Below are 20,082 nucleotides of genomic sequence, written 5' to 3'. Positions count from 1 at the left end.
GCCCCAACGACGGTGCCTTATGGCTCCGTCGCGAGCAGGTAAAGCTGGCGCATGGCATCGAGCGGCTTCACGGCGCCTTCGTGCTCGATCTGCCAGAAGGTCCAGCCATTGCAGCTTGGCGCGCCCTGCAGCGTGGCGCCCATCTTGTGGATCGAGCCGGTCTGGCCCTTGCACTCCAGCGAGCCATCGGCGCGGACATGCGCCTTGAAGCGTCCCTTGCTGGCGGTGAGCACCGTGCCGGGTGCGATCATGCCGGTCTCTACCAGTGTGCCGAACGCCACGCGCGGCTGGCTCTTGGGGGATTGCATGATGGTCAGCGCGCTCTCATCGAGCGGGAGCGCTGCAGCAATACGCTCCCGCGCGACCTCGCAATAACTGTCTTCACGTTCGATGCCGATCCAGCGGCGCCCCAGGCGGCGGGCCACGGCGCCGGTTGTGCCGGTGCCGAAGAAGGGATCGAGCACCACATCGCCCTTGTTGGTGCAGGAGAGCAGCACGCGGTACAGCAGCGCCTCCGGCTTCTGGGTGGGGTGGGCCTTGGTGCCGCCGCGCTTGAGGCGTTCCTGCCCGGCGCAGATCGGCAGCACCCAGTCCGAGCGCATCTGCAACTCGTCGTTCAGCGTCTTCATCGCGCGATAATTGAAGGTGTATTTCGCCTTCTCGCCCTGGCTCGCCCAGATCATCGTTTCATGCGCATTGGTAAAGCGCGTGCCCTTGAAATTGGGCATGGGGTTGGCCTTGCGCCACACGATATCGTTGAGGATCCAAAAGCCGTGATCCTGCATCAGCGCGCCGACGCGAAAGATATTGTGATAGCTGCCGATTACCCAGATCGTGCCGTCGGGCTTGAGGATGCGGCGCGCTTCGGCCAGCCACTCGCGGCAGAAGGCATCATAAGCGGCATAGCTGTCGAACTGGTCCCAGGCGTCGTCGACGGCATCCACGCGCCCGCCCTCGGGCCGAAACAGATCGCCGCCGAGCTGGAGATTGTACGGCGGATCGGCGAAGATCATGTCCACGCTTGCCGTCGGCAGCGTGCGCATGATGGCGATGCAGTCGCCCTGCAGCAGCGTGTCGAGTGGCAGGATCGGCGGCGTGTTGGCCGGCAGGACCTTTGCGCGCGCCGGTCGCTTCGTCAGTTTTTCCATCACGCTCATGTCGTCTCACCCCCGTTTGTGCGCCCGGTGTGAGTCACGACGAGTCCACCGTCAAGAGCGGTAACGGACTGGAGTCACGCGAAGAATCCGCGCCGAAAATGAGAACGAAACGAGTCCCACACGAGGGATGGAGTCCTGCGATTCAGGCAGGACTCAACATGTTGTGGTGTTGCGCCGAAGACTCAGGGCCGCGATAGGCCGAAAAATATTTTAACCGAGCCTCCGGCGTTATCGATTTTCAGAGGCTGCCCGGTCCCTGGATCAGCAACCACAGGCCGATGACCGCGAACAGGCTGGCCGCCACGATGCGCACCACCTTGAGCGGCACGCGGCGGAGCAGTTCGTGCCCGAGAAACACTGCCGGGACATTGGCGATCAGCATGCCCAGAGTGGTGCCCATCGTCACGAGGCCCACCTGATGGAACTGGGCGCCAAGCGCGACGGTCGCGATCTGCGTCTTGTCGCCCATCTCCACCAGGAAGAAGGCGATCGTGGTGGTGACGAACGCGCCGAAGCGGGCCGGCTTGTCCTCCAGATCGTCGATCTTGTCGGGGATCAGCGTCCAGATCGCCATGGCGAGGAAGCCGCCCGCGACCAGATAGTGGAACCAGTTTTGCTGAAAGATGGACGCCACGCTTGCGCCGAGCAGGGCTGCCAGAAAGTGGTTGGCCAGCGTCGCCGCGAGAATGCCGAGGATGATCGGCACCGGCTTCTTGAACCGGGTGGCGAGCAGGATGGCCAGCAATTGCGTCTTGTCGCCGATTTCGGCGAGCGCGACGACGGCGGTTGAGGTAAACAGGGCTTCCATGAAAAATCCTCAGCCGGGCAACAAGACAAACAATGACACCGCGCCTCCCGCCCGGCCTGGACGGAAGCTCGATGTCATTGGTCTCGCCGGAATGCTTGGATTCCCTGCCGCCACGGCCTCTCGACCGAGTATGTTGACGGGCAGGCCTGCCGGAAACCGGCAGCTGGCTACTCCCCAGATGACCCCAGCGCCTTAGGCGCTAGGCCGTCTCCCGTCAACAGGCGCCCTACAGAAAGGCCAGTTGCGCGACCGGTGCGAAGCTGCGGCGGTGAAGCGGGCTCGGGCCATGCTGGCGCAGGGCGGCAAGGTGATCGGCAGTGCCATAGCCCTTGTTCCGCTCCCAGCCATAATGCGGATGATCCCGCGCAGCTTCCCGCATCAGCGCGTCGCGATGCTCCTTGGCGATGATCGACGCGGCGGAAATGCAGGGCTCCAATGCGTCCCCCCCGACGATCGCCCGCGCCGACCAGCGCCACTCGGGGCGCCGGCCATGCGGCGTAAGATTGCCGTCCACCAGCACCTCGCGCGGATCGCATCCCAGGCGGGCGCACAGCCCCTCGACCGCGAGCGTCATCGCCAGCATCGTCGCGCCGAAGATGTTGAGCCGGTCGATCTCGGCGACGTCCACCACGCCGACCGCCCAGTGGCAGCGGCGCTTGATCGTCGCTTCCAGACCCGCGCGCTTGGCGGCGCTCAGCTTCTTGCTGTCATCCAAGCCGGACGGGCGCGGCTTGCAGAGAACCACCGCCGCCGCGACCACCGGCCCGGCCAGTGGCCCGCGCCCGGCCTCGTCGACCCCCGCGATCATCCCTCGACCCGCCAGGGCGGATAGCGCCGGTTCTCGCCCGCCGAATAAAGGCAGACGCGGTTGCCGGCCGGATCGACCAGCCAGGCCTCGCGCCAGCCCCATGCCTGATCCACCGGCTCATTATCGAAGACGAGGCCGGCCGAGATCAAAGCGGTCACCCGGGCATCGAGATCGTCGCATTCCAGATAGACGCCATGCTGCTGGCCATGGAGAGACAGCGTCGCGCCGCCCGGCGCCTCGAACCGGGCATAGGGCTGATCCGGGCTGTCCACGATCAGGGTCAGGCCCAGATCCTCGTAGAAATCGCGGGAGGCGGCATAGTCGCTGACCGGCACGGATATCTGATTGAGCCGGCCGCTCGGTCCCATATCGAGCCGCACCGCGCCATGCGCCATCGGACCATGCCCGCGACCGAGGCCGGGCGCAGTGCGCAACGCCAGTCGCACGAACAGGCGCGCCCGAGCGATCGCTTCCGGCAGATCGAGCCCCTGCCCCAGCCCGGTCGCGATGGCGCTGGCCAGGGTGCAGCCGGTGCCATGGGTATCCTCGGTATGGATGCGTGCCCCTTCCCAACGGGCGATTTCGCCTTCCGAACCGACAAGCCGGTCGGTGATGATCTCGCCGGGCGCGTGGCCGCCCTTGATGAGCAGCATCTCGCCCCGCGCAGTCAGGTCCGCCTCGCCGCCAAGCGCCTCCAGTTCGGGGAGATTCGGCGTCGTGACGAACGCCCAGCCCATCAGCTCGTGCAAGCTCTCGATGGTGGCGGCGTCCGCCAGCACGCCGCCGCTCGTCGCGACCATCACCGGATCGAGCACCACCGGCGCGCCGATGCTCTCAAGTCGGTCGGCGACCGCCAGCGCCGTCTCCGCGGAGCCGATCATGCCGATCTTCACGGCGTCCACGCCGATGTCGCTGACCACGCTGTCGATCTGCGCCAGCACCATGTCCGTCGGCACGGGATGCACGGCCTGCACGCCCAGCGTATTTTGCGCGGTGATCGCGGTGATCGCGGTCATGGCGTGGCCACCCAGCATGGTGACGGTCTTGACGTCCGCCTGGATGCCGGCGCCGCCGCCGGAGTCCGAGCCGGCGATGATCAGGATTCGAGGATAGCTCATGAGGCGCTTTTGCCCCTTGCCGGCGCGGAAGTCGAGCCGCTGGCGCTGTGCCTCACTGTTCCTTGCGGGCGCAGGCGATGCACAGCGATGCCTCCGGCCGCGCCGCCAGACGCGCCGGTGCGATGGGCTCGCCGCACAGCACGCAGGCGCCGTAAGCGCCGGCCTCGATCCGCGCGAGCGCACGATTGACCGAGCCGATCTCGCGCGCCACCAGCGCGAACTGCTGCTCCAGTGCGCGATCATCCTGCACTTCGCTTGCCTGTTCAGCTGAATCGGCATTCAGCGGTTCGTCCAGATCGACCGCAAGCCGCTTTTGCCGGGCTTTCAGATCATCGCGCATGGCCAGAAGCCGTGCTTTTGCGTCCATCATGTCCATGGTCACACCTCTCCGTCCGACTGCTTGATGCCAGTCTAGGCGGTGATGCGCGCCAATCCATGCGCCAGATCAAACAGGTCGCGCGGGCGCTCAGCCCTTGAAGCGGCGCTCCGTCGAAGCCGGGTTCCGCTTGAGCGCGTCGCCCGTCCGGCTCGGCCGGTCCAGCAGCTCGCCCCCGCAATTGGGGCAGCGATCGTCCAGATCCTCGGCGCATTCGGCGCAAAAGGTGCATTCGAACGAGCAGATGAAGGCACCACCCGCATCGGCGGGGAGATCGGCGCCGCAGCGCTCGCAATCCGGGCGCATCTCAAGCATGGGCGGCCGCCGCGCTTGCCACGGCATCGCAGATGCGGTCGACCACGCGGACGACCTGATCGCCATCGTCCCCTTCGGCCATCACGCGGATCACCGGCTCGGTGCCGGACGGCCGAATGACGAGACGCCCCACCCCTTCCAGCTCCGCTTCCGCCTGCGCGATCACGGCCTGGACGCTCTGCGCCTCCAGCGGCTTGCCGCCGGCAAAGCGGACATTCTTGAGCAATTGCGGAACCGGCTCGAACTGGCGCAGCAGGGCGCTGGCCGGCTTGCCGCTCTGCACGAGCGCGGCGAGTACCTGGAGCGCGGCAATGGTGCCGTCGCCCGTCGTCGCATAATCGGAGAGGATCATGTGGCCGGACTGCTCGCCGCCGACATTGCAGCCACGCGCCTTCATCTCCTCCAGCACATAACGGTCACCGACCTTGGTGCGGATGAGGGGAATGCCCTCGCTAGCGAGCTTTCGCTCCAGCCCCAGGTTGGACATGACCGTGGCGACGACCCCCTCGCCCTTGAGCATGCCCTGCCGCGCCCAGCTCGTGCCGATCAGCGCCATGATCTGGTCGCCATCCACGATGGTGCCAGTCTCATCCACCACGATCAGGCGGTCGGCATCGCCATCGAGCGCGATGCCGATATCGGCGCCAGATGCCACGACCGTCTCCTGCAGCAGCAGCGGCGCGGTCGAGCCGCAGCCATCGTTGATGTTGGTGCCGTTGGGCGTCACGCCGATCTGGACCAGCTCAGCACCCAGCTCCCAGAAGGTGTAGGGCGCGGTGTTGTAGGCGGCGCCATTGGCACAATCGAGCGCGACCTTGAGCCCATCGAGCCGCAGATGCTGCGGGAAGGTCGATTTGACGAAGTGGATGTAGCGCCCCCGCCCATCCTCGACCCGCCGCGCGCGCCCGATGCCTTCGGACGGAGCCAGCGGTATCTCGCCGCCCTCGATCAGCGCCTCGATCTTCAGTTCATCGGCGTCGGAGAGCTTGTATCCATCCGGCCCGAACAGCTTGATGCCATTGTCATAATAAGGATTGTGGCTGGCCGAGATCATCACGCCAAGATCGGCGCGCATCGATGCCGCCAGCATCGCCACGGCAGGCGTCGGGATCGGGCCGAACTGCACGACATCCATGCCGACGCTGGTGAAGCCCGCGACCAGCGCATTCTCGATCATATAGCCGGAAAGCCGCGTATCCTTGCCAATCACCACGCGGTGGCGATGACTGCCGCGCATGAAGTGGCGGCCGGCGGCCATGCCCACCCGCATGGCCATTTCGGCCGTCATCGTGGACTGGTTGGTGCGGCCCCGGATGCCATCCGTGCCGAAGAAGCGTCTGGTCATCGCTGGTGCTTAGCGGATCGGGGGCCAGCAACGCCAGCCCCCTTGAAGGCTCACCGCACCGGCGCCGTCTGGTCCCGCAGGCCTTCCTCCGGGCGGTCATCGACCGGTTCATCCTCTTCCTTCAGCGTATCGAGATGCATCAGGCGCTTGACCAGCGGGGAGGCCGCCAGCACCGCGACGGCAATGCCGATCGTCCACCAGCCGATGGTGTTGTAGACCGAGAGCGTCGCTTCCTTGGTCATCTCGCCATCATGACCGCCGGTCGCCTCGCCGATCTTGCCGGCGACGAAATTGCCCACCGCCGACATGTAGAACCACGCGCCCATGATGAGGCTGGCGAGATGCTTGGGGGCCAGGCGGTTCATCGCGGAGAGCCCGACAGGCGAGAGGCACAGCTCACCGGTGGTCTGGAACAGATACACCAGGAACACGAACAGCACCGGCGTCAGCGCCGCCATGCCGGCCGACTGGGCGCCCCACACGAAGATCAAGAAGGAGAAGCCGACCTGTGCCAGCGCCAGACCGAATTTGGCCGGGGCTGACGGTTCCCAGCCGCGCTTGCCCAGCCAAAGCCAGAGCCAGGCGAAGACCGGCCCGAGCAGCACGATGTAGATGGGGTTGAGCGACTGGAAGAAGGTGGTCTGGAAACCGCCACGGTCGACATAGCGATCCGTGTACAGATTGAGGCTGCCGCCGGCCTGCTCGAACAGACCCCAGAACACCGGGTTGAGGGCGACGAGGAAGACAATCGCAAAGATGCGATCACGCGCATCTGGATGCAGCTTCATCGCCGCGTAGAGCACATAGCCGAGCAGGGCCACCCCCGCGACGATCAGCAGCGTCTCGATGACATCCTGATACTGCACCAGGAACCAGATCACGCCGATGGAGGCGACGCCGATGGCATACAGCAACCATTCCGTGCGCAGGGTGAGCGGCTTGGGCGGCTCCCCCTTGCCCATGAGGAACGGCTTGCCGATGACGAACACCGCCGCGCCCAGCAACATGCCAACGCCCGCCGCGCCGAAGCCATATTTCCAGCCGTAGGTCTCGCCGAGCCAGCCGGCCATGATGGTACCGATGGCCGCGCCCACATTCACGCCGACATAGAAGATCGTGTAGGCGCCGTCGCGGCGGGGATCGGTAAGCCCGTAAAGCTGGCCGACGATCACCGAGATATTGGCCTTGAGGAAGCCCGAGCCGACGACGATGCAGCTCAGCGCCAGCCAGAAGATGTTGATCGTGGGATCATCCTGTCCGCCCGAGCCTTCAAATGCCATCAGGCAGTGGCCGGCGGTGAGGATCAGCGCGCCGAACAGCACGGCCTTGCGCTGGCCCAGATAACGGTCGGCGAGATAGCCGCCCAGCACCGGGGTGACGTAGACGAGGCTGGTATAGGCCCCGTAGACGAGGTTCGCCTGCCCGTCGCTGAACAGCCAATGCTTGGTGAGGTAGAAAATCAGCAGGGCGCGCATGCCATAATAGGAAAAGCGCTCCCACATCTCGGCAAAGAACAGGATGTAGAGGCCCTTGGGATGGCCGATAAACTCCTGCTTCTTGCTCACAAGCCCAACCGCGCCGCCGGCAAGAAGCACGACGAGCGCGATGAGGGCGATGGCTGGAATGGTCGCCATAAAGTCTCCTGGTCCGGGCAACGGCGAGACGCCGGTCGCGACAATATGCCCACGAGACTTAGAGAGTCTGACATTTGAGAAAAGCGCTTTTTTCTGCCGCGCCTGACCGGGGCGTTGGCTCACTCGAAACGGACGCTGGCCGAGCGACCTTGCCGTAAGGAAAACCGGACCTCCGGGAGCCAGGCTGCGATCAATTCGCAAATGCGCTTGGCGGACCGATCCGTTTTGTCTAGCGATGCGGCATGTTCAACGATCGCTCCTCCATTCCCGCCTATCTCGCCTCCCGCCGGTCCGGCAAACCGCGCGATCTCGCAGCGCCTGGCCCTTCGCTCGATCAGCAGCGCGAGATGGTGCGGATCGCGACGCGAACGCCCGATCATGGCAAGCTCGCCCCCTGGCGGTTCGTCATCGTGCCGGACGACCAGCGCGAGGCTCTGGCCAGCTTGCTCGAGCGCGCCTATCTCGCGGAAAAGCCCGAGGCTGGGCGGCTGGAAATCGAAGCGATGCATCAGTTCGCGCATCAGGCGCCTGCGCTTATCGTGATCCTCTCCTCGCCCAAATCCTCCAAGATCCCGGTTTGGGAACAGGAACTCTCCGTAGGTGCGGCAGCGATGAACCTGCTGCACGCTGCCCATGCCGCGGGCTTTGCGGGCGGCTGGCTGACCGGCTGGCCGTCCTACAACGAGACGGTACGGGATGCGTTCGGTACGAGCGAGGAGCGTATTGCGGGCTTCGTGTTCATCGGCACGCCCTCGCGCGATCTGGACGAGCGCCCCCGGCCCGAGCTGGACGATGTGCTATCGATCTGGCGAGGCGCCTGACCGGCCCTGCCCGGTCGGCACCTTGACCGATCCACTGTATTATGTCACTGATGCAGCATGATCGATGAGAGCCGGCCCGTCTATCTGCGCCTGCGCGACGAAATTGCCGCCGCCATTCTGGAGGGACGTTTCGCTGATGGCGACGTCTTGCCATCCGTGCGAGCCTTTGCTGCGCAACAGGGCGCGAACCCGCTGACCGTCGCCAAAGCCTATCAGAGCTTTCAGGATGAGGGACTGGTGCAGGTTCGCCGCGGTGTCGGCATGTTCGTCGCGCCGGGCGCCTCGCGCCGTCTTCGGGCCATGGAGCGCGAGCGTTTCTTCAGTTCGGTCTGGCCTGGCGTCGCTGACCAGATGCATCGTATTGGAATCACGCTGGAAGAGCTGGCAGAGCAGAGCCGCGTGCCGACCGCTTGATCACGGCCTGCCGCTCCAGTCGCTCAATTTATCGCGTCTGATCCCTCGTTCATCTGCCGTTGCGGTTGGTCGCGGCAGACTTGCCGCATCAGGTTGAACGGAGACGAACAATGATCAAGACCGGACTTGCCACCCTCGCAGCGATCAGCGTGATGATGAGCGCAGCCCCTGCGGAAGCTCATAAGGGCAAGCACAGGCACGGGCATGGCGCGAGCCGGATGTACGATGACCGCGGCTATTATCGCGATCCCCGCCCCATCACCCGCGACACGCGCACATGGCGCGGCGATGATGGCCGCTATTATTGCAAGCGCGCGAACGGCACGACGGGCCTGATCATCGGCGCAGCCGGCGGTGCACTGCTGGGTCGCACCATCGACACACGCGGTGACCGCACGCTCGGCACCGTCCTGGGCGCCGCCGGTGGCGCGTTGCTCGGGCGGGAAATCGAGCGCAGCAGCGCGCGGTGTCGCTAACCGCGCTAGACCTTAATTCGACCTTGCCGGGGCGGCCATGCGGCCCTCCGGCAAGGCCCCTACCCCCACGCTTCAGTTCTGCAAATTGTAGCTTTTCATAAGATCGTAGAGCGTCGGTCGGCTTATACCGAGCATTCGCGCCGCGCCTGAAATATTCCCTTCCGCCCGCGCCATCGCGCGTCGAATGGCTGCCTGGTCGGCAGCTTCGCGAACAGCGCGCAGATTGACTACGACGCCCTCCTCCTCGCTGGCGGCACCGTCCAGATCGAGATCGGCCGCGGTGACCATCTTGCCATCCGCCAGGATGACCGCGCGCTTCACCCGGTTTTCCAGCTCGCGAACATTGCCCGGCCAGTGCCAGGCATCGATGACCGCGATGGCGTCGCTGGTCAGGCCGCGAACCTGCGCGTTCAGATCCGGAGCGAAGCGGGCGACGAAATGGCGTGCGAGCAGCACGGCGTCGCCGGTTCGCTCCGCCAGAGCCGGGATGCGCACGATGATCTCTGCCAAGCGGTAATAGAGGTCCTCGCGGAAGCGGCTCTGCGCGATCATCTCCTCCAGATTCTGGTGGGTCGCGCAAACGATCCGGCAATCGACCGCGATCTGCTGGCGTCCGCCGATCCGCTCGATGGTCCGCTCCTGCAAGAAGCGCAGCAGCTTCACCTGCAGGGCCAGCGGAATGTCGCCCACTTCATCGAGGAACAGCGTGCCGCCCTGCGCCTGCTCGATCTTGCCGGGCGTGGTTTTGACTGCACCGGTGAATGCACCCTTCTCGTGCCCGAACAGCTCACTCTCCAGCAGCGTCTCAGGGATCGCCGCGCAGTTGATCGCGACGAACGGCCCGGCGGCGCGGTCGCTCTTTTCGTGCAGGCCGCGCGCGAGCAACTCCTTGCCAGTGCCGCTGGCGCCAAGCAGCATCACGGACACGCTGGCGCTCGCCACCCGTTCGATCATGCGCGCGACCTTGAGCATTTCGGGCGATGCCGTGATCATATGCCCGAGCACCCGCGCATCGGCGGGGACCGCCTCGGCAAGCCGCCGGTTCTCCTGCTCCAGCGTGTGGACGTGGAAGGCGCGGGCGACGATGTGCCCTAGCGAGTCGATGTCGAGCGGCTTCTGGTAGAAATCCCACGCCCCCTGCGCAATTGCACGCCGGGCACTGGCGCGGTCGCCCTGACCGGATGCTACAATCACCTTGGTCGCCGGGGCTTCGGCCAGGATCTGCGCCAGCGCGGCCATGCCCTCGGTGATTCCATCCGGGTCGGGCGGCAACCCCAGGTCGAGCGTGACCACCGGCGGCGCTTCTGCGCGCAGGATGTCCATCGCCTCCTCCCGGTCCCCCGCGATAAGAATGTGATAACCGTCATAGGACCAGCGCAACTGGCGCTGCAGACCTGGATCATCTTCGACGATCAGCAATTTCGGGCGACTATCCCCCATCACATCGCACTCCGCATCGGCATGTCTGTTGCGTTCTCACTTGGGCTGGTGACTGGCAGCCGGATCGTGAACTGGCTGCCTTCTCCTTCGACACTCTGGACGAGAAGCCGGCCGCCCATTGCCTCGACCAGCGCGCGCGTCTCATGCGCGCCAAGGCCAAATCCACTGGCTTTGGTGGAGCTGAAGGGGCGGAACAGACGGTCGCGCATGAAGGCGGCGCTCATCCCCTTGCCCCGGTCGATAACGTGAAGATCGAGCCAGGCATCGCCTTGCTCCACGACGATCCGCACCAGGGCTCCGTCCGTGCTGGCCTCGATAGCGTTGCGCACCAGATGGGTGAGCGCGCGCTGCAGATTATCGGCGTCGACGATCACCTGCTGTTCGAGCGCGCCCTCCACGACGACATTGCGCGTGCCGCCGGCCCAGGCGCGGGCGAGATCGCCGAGCCATGGCCCCAGCAGCAGTTCCTCGCGCTCGGAGGGGCGCGCCTGCCCGCCGCGCCCAAGGCGCTGGATGAGGTCGTTCATCCGCGACGAGGTCTCTTCCAGCGTCAGGATCATATCCTCCCTGAACGCCGGATTGTCCGCGTGGCGGCGGGCGTTGCCGGCCAGCAGCGTCATCTGGCTCACGAGATTCTTGAGATCGTGCAGGATGAAGGCGAAGCGGCGGTTGAACTCTTCGAACCGCTGCGCTTCAGCCAAAGCCTCGCGATGGCGCTCCTCCGCGACGCGAGCGGCAGCTTCGCCGCACACGACGCGCAGAACGTCAAAATCCTCCCAGTCGAGCGCGCGAGAGCGTGGCGGTGCCGCGAGCAGCATCACGCCGATGATCTCATCGCGGCAGATGAGCGGCGCAAGTGCCCAAGCGACACGGCTCTCTAACATCGAGGCCGGGAGAAGGTCGCCCAGATCATGTCCCTCGCGTGCGATGTCGAGGATCTTTCCGGCCGGAACCATCCGGTCGGTGACGGCGAGTGGCAGGGTCAGCGGCGGGGCGCTAGCCTCTGGCCACGCATAGGCGCAGACGCGGACCAGACGCTCATCCTGCCTCAGATACAGCGCACCGGCAGGCGCATCGACCGCCTGGGTAATCGCCCGCGCGATCCGGCAATCGAGGCTGGTGTCATCCGTGTCTCCGCCATCCATCGTGGCGGAGAAGCGGAGCCAGAGGCTGCGATAGTCATATCGATGCGCGAACACATGCTTTGAGATTTCGCCCCGCAGCCAGGAGCGCATCGATGCCGACGGCAGAAACGCCAGCACCGCGACGGCAAGAGTGAACAGCAGCGCGAACTGGACGATGCGCGCCATGGGAGCGCTCATGCCGCTCAGCAAGCCGACCAGCAGCAGGATGACGCAAATATAGAACAGCGCGAGACCCGCCGAGACGAGCCGGGTCGTCAGTGTGCGCGAGAGCGCGAAGGCGCGCGTGCCGTCGCTGCGCAGGCCCAATGCGAGCATGATCGCCAGCACCGCCATCACGAACCCGCGCATCGGCGCGAGCGGGGTCATGCTCCCTTCGGCGAACCAGACCAGCAGATAATGGTTGAAATCATAGGCCCACATGCAGGCCAGCGCGGCGGCCAGCCAGCCCTCACGACGGGCCGATTCCGGGTCACCGCGCCCCGTGTTCCAGCGGAAGAGCAGCAGCAGCGCGCCCAGAGCGAAGGCAGCGCGCAACATCCAGGTCATCTCGAAATAGACGAGGATGCGGCGATCGACCCGAATGCCCTCGCCCATTTGCAGATCGAAAATGAGCTGAACCGCGAGCACAAGCGCCAGAGCCAGCACCACAACCTTGGGGCCAGTCCGCCCGCCCGGCCAGACCCGCGAAAGGCTGGCTAACGCCGCCAGCCAGGCCGCGTTGCGCATGGTCTCGGTGACGCCATCGCTCAATTGCCCGAGTGGGCTGAAGCCGACAAAGGCATGACGCAGCGACCATAGCGCAGTCAGCGCCAGCGCGACGATGACGAACTGCGGCGCGGCGATGCGGTGGGGCTGTCGCGAATTCAGGATCGCGAGCGTGGCGAACAGGATCGCCGCGAGCGCGTGACCCAGATGGCCGGCAATCAGCCAGACAGTCATGCGCATCTCCCCCAGCTAAGCGACCGCGCGGCCGTGAAGATCACGCCGCCCACGCCGCAGCCCCGCCATCCTGCTTTACAGCTCAGTGTAAGATGATCCGACACCCGGCCGGCTTATGGTGAAATAGCAAAAATATGCTGAACGCCGCAGACCGCCGGCGCGCGATGCCGATTTTTACCGGATGCTAAGGCTGTCTGCTTATCATGCACGCGTCCGCGAAGACCGGACGAGCCGGAGCCATTCATGCCCAACCGCATCTATCTGCTGATCGCCCTCGCCTTCATCATCGGTGGCCCGATGCTTGTGATGGGCATCAGCAATGTCCTCCCTTCGGACCCGGCGGTAGAGGTGGCGGCAAACGGCGGGCAGGCCCTAGAACCGTCGGTGGAACAGGCGCAGTCCGAACCGGTCGCGGAGGCACCGCCCCCGCCGGTGGTAGAACAGGCGCCCGGATCGACCGATCCCCTCTTCGATGCCAACCCGACGCTGGATGTGGAGTCCGCCCGCGTCTCGCTTCCCGAGCCGGTCGCCGAGGATGTCCCCGCACCGGCGCCCCCGGCCCATGCGGAAAACTTCTCGCCGCAGTCCGGTTTTGGCGGCGACGACGGCAAGCCGCATTATTGAGGCGCGCGTGATCTTGACGGACGAAGCGGGAGGCCGGCAGCTCAGCGCGGCGTTGTCAAAATGTCAATCAGGGCGCTCACACCGGCGTCAATCCCGATGCTCATCTGCCCCGCTCGGAAGCGCGGCAATATCCGTTCGGCGATGATCTTTTTGCAAAGTGAGTTGGGCAACGCTTGTTCCAACCCATAGCCAACCGCGATTCGCACCTGCCGCTCGTGAGGCGCGACAAGAAGAACCACGCCGTCATTATAATCCTTGCGGCCGATCCCCCAGGCATTGGCAAGGTCACGGGTGAAATCTGAAACATCCCGCCCGCCTAGAGATTTGACGGTCACCACAACCATTTGGTGACGGGTGGTCTCTTCAAACCGCGCTAGACGCTTTGAAAGTGCCGCTTCTTGCTTGTCCGGAATGATGTTGGCGAAGTCATTGACGCGGCCAATAGGTGCGACTTCCGCCTGCGTTTGGGCGGCGTGAGACGGCGCATCCGTCGTGGATTGGTCGGCTGGCGGCGCGTTAGAGCAAGCCGCGGTGAACATGGTCAGCAGGGGGACGAGTAGCTTGTTGGTCAGCATTTTGATGTCTGACCTAAAGACCCACATTTTGCTGTTTCGGACCAACGTGTTTCGAACCGAAAAACATAAGCCACGCCCCCCCCCACAAAGCCAGGCTACGACTTCCCAAAAATATCCAGCGCCGCCACCGTCAGCGCCTTTGCGGCCGTGCCGATCACCGCATGGGGATCAGGCGCCCAGAGCGGGCTGTGGAGCGATGGCAGGCTGATCTCGCTGCGCTGCGCAGCGGCCACCTTGTCAGGGTCCACCCCGCCGACCCAGAAGATCATGCTCTCGATGCTGTTATCGGCGCGGTGATATTGGCCGAAATCTTCGCCGCCCATCACCGAGGGCACCTGTCGGACCCGATCGGCGCCGAAATGGGCGCGCAGCACGCCCGCGACATGATCGCTGAACTGCGGCGTGTTGTAGGTGGCGGGCGTGTAATCCTGCTCCACCGCCATGATCGGCATCCGGTCCTCCGGCACACCGGCCGCCATCGCCTCGCCCCGCGCGATCCGCTCGATGCCGCCCAGCAGGCGCCCGCGCGTCTCATCGGAATAGCTGCGCACGGTGATCAGCAGCTTTGCCTCATCCGGTATGACATTGTGTTTGGCGCCGGCGACGAAGCTGCCGACCGTGACCACGGCCGCCTCCTGCGGATCGCACTCGCGGCTGACCAGCGTCTGCAGGCTGGTGACGATGCGCGCGGCGATCACGATCGGGTCGATGGTCTTGTGCGGATAGGCACCGTGACCGCCCTGACCGCGCACTGTGAGGTCCACACTGTCCACATTCGCCAATATCCAGCCCGGCGTGTAGCCGATGGTGCCGGCCGCAAGCTCCGCGCTGTCATGGAAGGCAAGGACATGGCTTGGCTTAGGGAAGCGCGTGAACAGCCCATCGTCAAGCATGGCCTTGGCGCCCAGGCCGATCTCCTCGGCCGGCTGCAGGATCATCACCAGCGTCCCCGACCATCGCGCCCGCAGCGCCATCAGCGCCTGCGCCGCGCCGGTCCAGGCCGTCATGTGCGTATCGTGACCGCAGGCGTGCATCACCGGGCTCTCGATGCCGTCGCGCGTCGTCGCCCGAACCCTTGAGGCGTAGGGCAGACCGGTCTTTTCCTCGAGCGGAAGCGCATCCATGTCGGCGCGGATCATCACCACCGGGCCGGGGCCGTTCTCCAGCACAGCCACGACGCCCGTCTGCCCGACCTGCTCGGTAACGGCAAAGCCAAGCGCCCGCATTCGCGCCGCCAGCGTCGCCGCAGTGCGCACCTCCTGAAAGCTCAGTTCCGGATTGGCGTGCAGGTCGCGGTAGATCTCCAGCAGTTCAGGCAGCGCCGCATCGATGGTCGCGTCTATATGGGAGGCCGCAATGGCTTCGTTCGACGCTTCATTGAAAGACATGCCCGTTCCTTCTGCCCCGTGACGGCTACGATCATAGGCGCTTTTGCGCGTCTTGGAAGGGCAGCGAGCCGAAGCGCTTCCAACCCGCCTGCTCTCTGCCTATGAGGCGGGCATGAAGCTGGAGCGCCCTCCAAAAGCCGTGGTGTTCGATATGGACGGCGTGCTGTTCGACACCGAGACGCTCTATCGCGCGGCGATGTTTGCCGCCGGCGATGAGGGCGGTCACGCGATCACCGAGGCGCTGTTAAATGCCACATTGGGATGCCCATGGCCGACGGCGCGCCAGCACTTGCTCGACCATTTCGGCGGCGATTTTCCCGCCGATGATTTTCGGCATCGCGTGAGGGCGCATTTCGACCAGTTCGTCGCGCAGGACTTGCCGCTAAAGCCCGGCGTCGTGGCCTTGCTCGATGTGCTCGACGCGGCGGGATTGCCCCGCGCAATCGCGACATCCTCCGGCCATGAGCAGGTCCGGCATCATCTGGCACATCATGGATTGGCGGGTCGGTTCATGCATGTCGTGGCGTTCGGCGATTATCAGGCGGGAAAACCGGCGCCCGATCCCTATCTCCTCGCCGCCGATCGGCTGGGCGTCTCGCCGGCCGATTGCCTTGCCCTTGAGGATTCCCACAATGGCGTGCGCTCGGCAGCCGCGGCAGGCATGATGACGGTGATGGTGCCGGATCTGATGGCACCTACAGCGGAAATGCAGGGCCTATGCGCCCACATCGTCGAGGATCTGCATGCCGTGCGCGACATCGTGCTGGCGTCGCTTTCGGAGGGCCGCTTGGTCGAACAACGCTAGTCCGCGCGCCCTGTGACTCGCTCGTCGGCCATGGCATCGGCCTCTTGAGCGGCGCTCTCGCCCGGTGCCGGTAACCGCCCAAGCGCCTCGACCGGTTCGATCGCGTCGATCTCCCGCGATCCGGTTTCGACGCTCAGATCCTTGAAGCGACGGCCGGTCACCAGCACGCGGTTCTCGAAGCTGGAGACGAACTTATTGTAGCTGGAGACCGAGCCATTGAGGCTGCGGCCGAGCGAAGAAAGATGCCCGGCGGCAACCGCCAGCCGCTCATACATCTCCTTGCCGAGCGCCGCGATCTGCTGGGTCTGTTCGGCCATTTTCTCCTGCCGCCAGACGCTCGCGACGGTCCGCGCGATGGCGACCAGATTGGTCGGCGTGGCGAGCAGCACACGCTTCTCGAAGGCCCATTCCCACAGGCCGTCATCCTGCTCCAGCGCTGCCGCGAGGAAATGCTCGCCAGGGATGAACATCACGACATAGTCCGCCGCATCGCCGAAGCGCGTCCAGTAATCCTTCGCGCCAAGCTGCTGCGCGTGGTTGCGGATCGCGCCGGCATGGGCCTTGAGATGCCCGGCCCGTACCACCTCGTCCACAGCGTCGACCGCTTCCAGATAAGCGTTGAGCGAGCATTTGGCGTCGATGATGAGTTGCCGCCCCCCGGGCAGACGCACGATCACGTCCGGGCGCAGCCGGCCGTCGGCGGTATCGACGGAGACCTCCGAGCGGAAATCGGCGAACTGGCTGAGGCCCGCCATTTCCAGCACATTGCGCAATTGCTGTTCGCCCCAGCGCCCGCGCGCCTTGGGGCTGGAGCGCAGCGCATTCACCAGTCGCGCCGTCTCCACCCGCGCCTCGGCACTGCCCAACCGCACCTGCTCGACGGCCTCGCGCAACGCGGCGTAGCTATCCACCCGCTCCTTCTCGACCTTGCCCAGACCTTCCTCATAGCGCTTGAGCGTCGTCTCGACCGGCTGGAGCAACGCCTTGAGACTGGCCTCGCTTTTCTCATGGGCCTGATGGAAGCGCTGATCGGCGCGCTCGATGAGCATGCGCTGCGCCTCGTTCAGCAACTTGCCGGCGGTCTCACTGAACTGCGCAGACAATTGCTCGCGCGCCTCACCCAGCGCGCGAATTTGGGCCTCGAAGCCCTCCATCCGCGCCTTCTGATCGGCCTGCACAGCCGCGAGCATCCGTTCGGCCTCGTCCCGCGCGCGATCGGTCTCATCCAATTTCGCGCGCAAGAGGTCCGTTTCTTCCGCCCGGCTCGCCGCCACCGCGAGGTCGCGCAGCGCGGCGTTGCGCATATCCTCAAGGGTGGCGAGTCGGTCGGCGAGAGCCTTGCGCTCAGCCTCGACCGGCGCAGCCATGCGGGCGCGCATCAGCCAGCCGGCGACAAGCCCGACCAGCACAAGAAGCAGACTAAGAACGAGGCTTTCAACGGTCACGGCAACTCGCGGCAAAACAGGAACGAAATGAGAACCTATCGCCCCTGCCTCACAAGCGCAAGCCCGTCACTCGATATGGCCCTGCTCGCGGAAGAAGCTGTTGAGGGCGCCGAGCATCGTCTGCCACCAGTCGACGACATCGGCGAAATTGCGCTGGGTCAGGCCACCATAGGTTGTCACGTCATAGGTCAGGTCGAGCGAGCCATCCTCGTCCACCGCCATCTGGCTGAACCGGTTCTTGCGGTTCCACAAATTGGCGAGCTCTGGCGTGTTCTTGCCGTCATCCACGAAGCGGGTCGAGAAGTGCAGCGAGGCGCAGTTCTTGCCGTCCTCGCATTCGTAGAAATAGATGTTGAAGTTGTAGCCGCTCGCCGCGCTGGTGATCATCGGGTTGCCGCTCGACTCACTCTTGCTCAGGCTGGCCTTGTAGCCGGCGTCCTGGATCGCCTTCACCACCGTCTCGGGCGCATTGGCGCAGACGAGCCCCTTGCCGCACGGTTCCTCATCGGCCGCATGAGCGGGCGCCGCCATCATCACAAACGCACATGCCGCAGCGGAAATCCAAGCGGTCGTCTTCATCGTCGTCCCCATTGCTCGTTACCGCCACGGCCTTATCGCGATGAAGCAGACATCGCCACCGCAAAGCCTATTGCAGATATGTTCTTCATATGTTCTATTGAGGCATGACTGCGATCAAGGGGCGCGGCGCTCCGGCCAACGAGGTATCGAGCCGTTTCCACCTGCCCGCGCGCGAGGTGGATGGCGACTGGCTGGATGCGCGACTGGCGGACGAGGAGGACCAGGCGCCACCCCTGCGCACCACCGTGACGCTGGAGCAGGCGCGCACGATCATCACCCGCAACAATTCCCCTGACATTGGCTTTGAGCAATCGGTGAATGCCTATCGGGGCTGCGAACATGGGTGCATTTATTGCTTTGCGCGGCCGAGCCATGCCCGGTTCGATCTCTCGCCGGGACTGGACTTTGAGAGCCGGTTGTTCGCCAAGCCGGACGCGGCCAGGCTGCTGCGGCAGGAGCTCGCCAGGCGTGCTTATGTGGTGAAGACCATCGCGATGGGGACGAACACCGACCCCTATCAGCCCATCGAGGGGCGGTATCGCATCACGCGGGCGTGCATCGAGGTGCTGGCGGACTGCCGCCATCCGCTGATGATCACCACCAAATCCAACCGGGTGTTGCGGGATCTCGATCTGCTGGCGCCGATGGCGGCGCAGGGGCTGGTCGCGGTGGCGATTTCGCTGACGACACTGGATGCCGGGCTGCACCGCAAGCTGGAGCCGCGCGCGCCCTCGCCTGCCAGCCGGCTCGCGGCGATCCGCGGGCTCTCGCAGGCGGGGGTGCCGGCCCATGCCAGCCTGTCACCGATGATCCCGGCAATCAACGATCATGAGATCGAGGCGCTTGTCGCGGCGGCCGCAGAGGCGGGCGCGCAATCGGTCTCGTTCATTCCGGTTCGTCTGCCCTTCGAGGTCGCGCCGCTGTTCCGGGGCTGGCTCGATGCGCATTATCCCGACCGGGCCGCCAAGGTGATGAGCCTCATTCAGTCGATGCGGGGCGGGCGCGACAATGATCCCAATTTCGGCACGCGCATGCGCGGGTCCGGGGCTTATGCGGAGCTGATCGGCACGCGCTTCCGTGTCGCTCAGGCACGCCATGGCCTCGGCAAGGGCCGCCTTGCGCTGCGGCGCGATCTGTTCGTGCCGCCATCCGATCAGGGCGATCTGTTCAGCATGCTGCGATGAACAGATCGCCCTTCGTCGTCAGATCAGTTGAACGACACGCGCATCGTCGCCTTGCGGCCCCGCAACGTGTAGCCAACCGCGCCGAAGCCGATCACCAGCATGGCCCAGACAGCCGGCTCGGGCACCGGCGGAGCATTGGTTCCGTTTACGGCAATATTGTCGATATTCGCCGAAGCGCCACCGACAACGAAGCCGAACACGACCCGGTCAACCAGATTACTGGCGCCGGCGATGGTGGAGAAATCCCCGGAGAAGGTCGAGAGCAGGCTGAACACGGGCACCTGACCCGCAAAGCCGGTCACGCTGTAGAGCAGGTTGCTGTCCACGGTCGCCAGATCGAAGCTGTCCAGCGTGAAGCTCGCGCCGCCCGCCGTCAGATCGAACAGGCTGAGCGCCGTCCCGCCGCCAAAGCCGACGCTGGGCGCGCTATTGCCCGAGCCGGCATCGACCACGGAAGACCCCAGCACATTGGCGAAGGTAAACCCATCCTGCGTGTAGCTGGTGAACGGATCACCCGATCCGGAGAGACCATCGAAGCTGATGATTGCGGCCTGCGATGGTGCCGCCAAAGCGGCTCCGGCCATCAGCGCCGCTGTGACAAGCGGCAGTTTGTACATAGTTTTCATCGGTAACTCCCAAGTCCTAAGAGTCACCCCCGGCGCCACCCGATGGAACGGGATGGCACC

The 20,082-nt window shown here is 65.1% G+C and carries 21 protein-coding genes and 1 riboswitch; of the genes, 6 read left to right on the top strand and 15 right to left on the bottom strand.

Annotation, left to right across the window (positions count from 1 at the left end):
- Positions 1–17: 17 nt before the first annotated feature.
- From M2337_RS10545 to M2337_RS10510, 8 genes are all read right to left on the bottom strand, one after another.
- On the bottom strand, positions 18–1,157 hold the full coding sequence (locus tag M2337_RS10545; protein ID WP_319799433.1) for a site-specific DNA-methyltransferase: 1,140 nt from the start codon (positions 1,155–1,157) through the stop codon (positions 18–20).
- A 238-nt stretch (positions 1,158–1,395) separates the two neighbouring features.
- Positions 1,396–1,965, bottom strand: a complete 570-nt coding sequence (locus tag M2337_RS10540) for a TMEM165/GDT1 family protein (RefSeq protein ID WP_264570189.1) — start codon at positions 1,963–1,965, stop codon at positions 1,396–1,398.
- 3 nt (positions 1,966–1,968) lie between these two features.
- A riboswitch (yybP-ykoY riboswitch) is annotated at positions 1,969–2,154 on the bottom strand.
- Between the two features lie 37 nt (positions 2,155–2,191).
- The gene (locus tag M2337_RS10535; protein ID WP_264570188.1) at positions 2,192–2,773 is read right to left on the bottom strand and encodes a ribonuclease HII; all 582 of its coding nucleotides are present in this window, start codon (positions 2,771–2,773) and stop codon (positions 2,192–2,194) included.
- A complete protein-coding gene (gene thiD, locus M2337_RS10530; RefSeq protein WP_264570187.1) occupies positions 2,770–3,891 on the bottom strand; it encodes a bifunctional hydroxymethylpyrimidine kinase/phosphomethylpyrimidine kinase in 1,122 nt (373 codons plus the stop codon). Before thiD ends, M2337_RS10535 begins: the two co-directional genes overlap by 4 nt.
- 52 nt (positions 3,892–3,943) lie before the next feature.
- Positions 3,944–4,267, bottom strand: coding sequence for a TraR/DksA family transcriptional regulator (locus tag M2337_RS10525; RefSeq protein WP_264570186.1), 324 nt, complete (start codon positions 4,265–4,267; stop codon positions 3,944–3,946).
- 90 nt (positions 4,268–4,357) lie between these two features.
- Positions 4,358–4,582, bottom strand: a complete 225-nt coding sequence (locus M2337_RS10520; RefSeq protein ID WP_181559537.1) for a DUF1272 domain-containing protein — start codon at positions 4,580–4,582, stop codon at positions 4,358–4,360.
- Complete coding sequence (gene glmM, locus M2337_RS10515; RefSeq protein ID WP_181559536.1) at positions 4,575–5,927, bottom strand: phosphoglucosamine mutase; 1,353 nt, start codon at positions 5,925–5,927, stop codon at positions 4,575–4,577. Before glmM ends, M2337_RS10520 begins: the two co-directional genes overlap by 8 nt.
- A 50-nt stretch (positions 5,928–5,977) precedes the next feature.
- Positions 5,978–7,561 carry a peptide MFS transporter gene (locus M2337_RS10510; protein ID WP_264570185.1) on the bottom strand — a complete coding sequence of 528 codons (1,584 nt, stop codon included), beginning with the start codon at positions 7,559–7,561 and terminating at the stop codon, positions 5,978–5,980.
- Between the two features lie 242 nt (positions 7,562–7,803).
- Between M2337_RS10510 and M2337_RS10505 the strand changes: the two genes are divergently transcribed.
- The 3 genes from M2337_RS10505 to M2337_RS10495 all read left to right on the top strand — a co-directional run bounded on the left by M2337_RS10505 (position 7,804) and on the right by M2337_RS10495 (position 9,272).
- Positions 7,804–8,382 carry a nitroreductase gene (locus tag M2337_RS10505; protein WP_264570184.1) on the top strand — a complete coding sequence of 193 codons (579 nt, stop codon included), beginning with the start codon at positions 7,804–7,806 and terminating at the stop codon, positions 8,380–8,382.
- 57 nt (positions 8,383–8,439) lie between these two features.
- The gene (locus M2337_RS10500; RefSeq protein ID WP_264570183.1) at positions 8,440–8,796 is read left to right on the top strand and encodes a GntR family transcriptional regulator; all 357 of its coding nucleotides are present in this window, start codon (positions 8,440–8,442) and stop codon (positions 8,794–8,796) included.
- A gap of 110 nt (positions 8,797–8,906) precedes the next feature.
- Entirely contained in the window at positions 8,907–9,272 is a 366-nt protein-coding gene (locus M2337_RS10495) for a glycine zipper 2TM domain-containing protein (protein WP_264570182.1), read from the top strand.
- 72 nt (positions 9,273–9,344) lie between these two features.
- On the opposite strand, the gene prsR is transcribed toward M2337_RS10495, so the two are convergent.
- Together prsR and prsK are read right to left on the bottom strand one after the other, a co-directional pair.
- Positions 9,345–10,712: a PEP-CTERM-box response regulator transcription factor gene (prsR, locus tag M2337_RS10490; protein ID WP_264570181.1), complete on the bottom strand. Its 1,368-nt coding sequence runs from the start codon at positions 10,710–10,712 to the stop codon at positions 9,345–9,347.
- Positions 10,712–12,796, bottom strand: coding sequence for an XrtA/PEP-CTERM system histidine kinase PrsK (prsK, locus tag M2337_RS10485; RefSeq protein ID WP_264570180.1), 2,085 nt, complete (start codon positions 12,794–12,796; stop codon positions 10,712–10,714). Before prsK ends, prsR begins: the two co-directional genes overlap by 1 nt.
- Before the next feature lie 243 nt (positions 12,797–13,039).
- Here prsK and M2337_RS10480 point away from each other — a divergent pair, with 243 nt between their 5' ends.
- Positions 13,040–13,420 (top strand): hypothetical protein, encoded by a 381-nt coding sequence (locus M2337_RS10480; protein ID WP_264570179.1) that lies wholly within the window; start codon positions 13,040–13,042, stop codon positions 13,418–13,420.
- Positions 13,421–13,461: 41 nt separating this feature from the next.
- Here the strand turns inward: M2337_RS10480 and M2337_RS10475 are convergent, their stop codons facing one another.
- Complete coding sequence (locus M2337_RS10475) at positions 13,462–13,995, bottom strand: TPM domain-containing protein (RefSeq protein ID WP_264570178.1); 534 nt, start codon at positions 13,993–13,995, stop codon at positions 13,462–13,464.
- Positions 13,996–14,090: 95 nt separating this feature from the next.
- Positions 14,091–15,383, bottom strand: a complete 1,293-nt coding sequence (locus M2337_RS10470) for an amidohydrolase (protein WP_264570177.1) — start codon at positions 15,381–15,383, stop codon at positions 14,091–14,093.
- Between the two features lie 112 nt (positions 15,384–15,495).
- On the opposite strand from M2337_RS10470, the gene M2337_RS10465 reads away from it, so the two are divergent.
- Positions 15,496–16,188 carry an HAD family hydrolase gene (locus M2337_RS10465; protein WP_264570176.1) on the top strand — a complete coding sequence of 231 codons (693 nt, stop codon included), beginning with the start codon at positions 15,496–15,498 and terminating at the stop codon, positions 16,186–16,188.
- On the opposite strand, the gene rmuC is transcribed toward M2337_RS10465, so the two are convergent.
- Both rmuC and M2337_RS10455 read right to left on the bottom strand, forming a co-directional pair.
- Positions 16,185–17,633 (bottom strand): DNA recombination protein RmuC, encoded by a 1,449-nt coding sequence (gene rmuC, locus M2337_RS10460; protein ID WP_264570175.1) that lies wholly within the window; start codon positions 17,631–17,633, stop codon positions 16,185–16,187. The genes M2337_RS10465 and rmuC overlap by 4 nt on opposite strands.
- A 66-nt stretch (positions 17,634–17,699) precedes the next feature.
- Complete coding sequence (locus M2337_RS10455) at positions 17,700–18,212, bottom strand: YbjN domain-containing protein (RefSeq protein ID WP_264570174.1); 513 nt, start codon at positions 18,210–18,212, stop codon at positions 17,700–17,702.
- Between the two features lie 104 nt (positions 18,213–18,316).
- Here M2337_RS10455 and M2337_RS10450 point away from each other — a divergent pair, with 104 nt between their 5' ends.
- The gene (locus M2337_RS10450) at positions 18,317–19,396 is read left to right on the top strand and encodes a PA0069 family radical SAM protein (protein WP_264570173.1); all 1,080 of its coding nucleotides are present in this window, start codon (positions 18,317–18,319) and stop codon (positions 19,394–19,396) included.
- Between the two features lie 23 nt (positions 19,397–19,419).
- On the opposite strand, the gene M2337_RS10445 is transcribed toward M2337_RS10450, so the two are convergent.
- Positions 19,420–20,022 (bottom strand): PEPxxWA-CTERM sorting domain-containing protein, encoded by a 603-nt coding sequence (locus M2337_RS10445; RefSeq protein ID WP_264570172.1) that lies wholly within the window; start codon positions 20,020–20,022, stop codon positions 19,420–19,422.
- Between the last annotated feature and the right edge of the window lie 60 nt (positions 20,023–20,082).

It is taken from the genome of Sphingobium sp. B2D3A, assembly GCF_025961795.1.
GTDB lineage: Bacteria > Pseudomonadota > Alphaproteobacteria > Sphingomonadales > Sphingomonadaceae > Sphingobium.
Note: the sequence above shows the minus strand (reverse complement) of the source record. Positions and strands in the feature narration are given on the sequence as shown.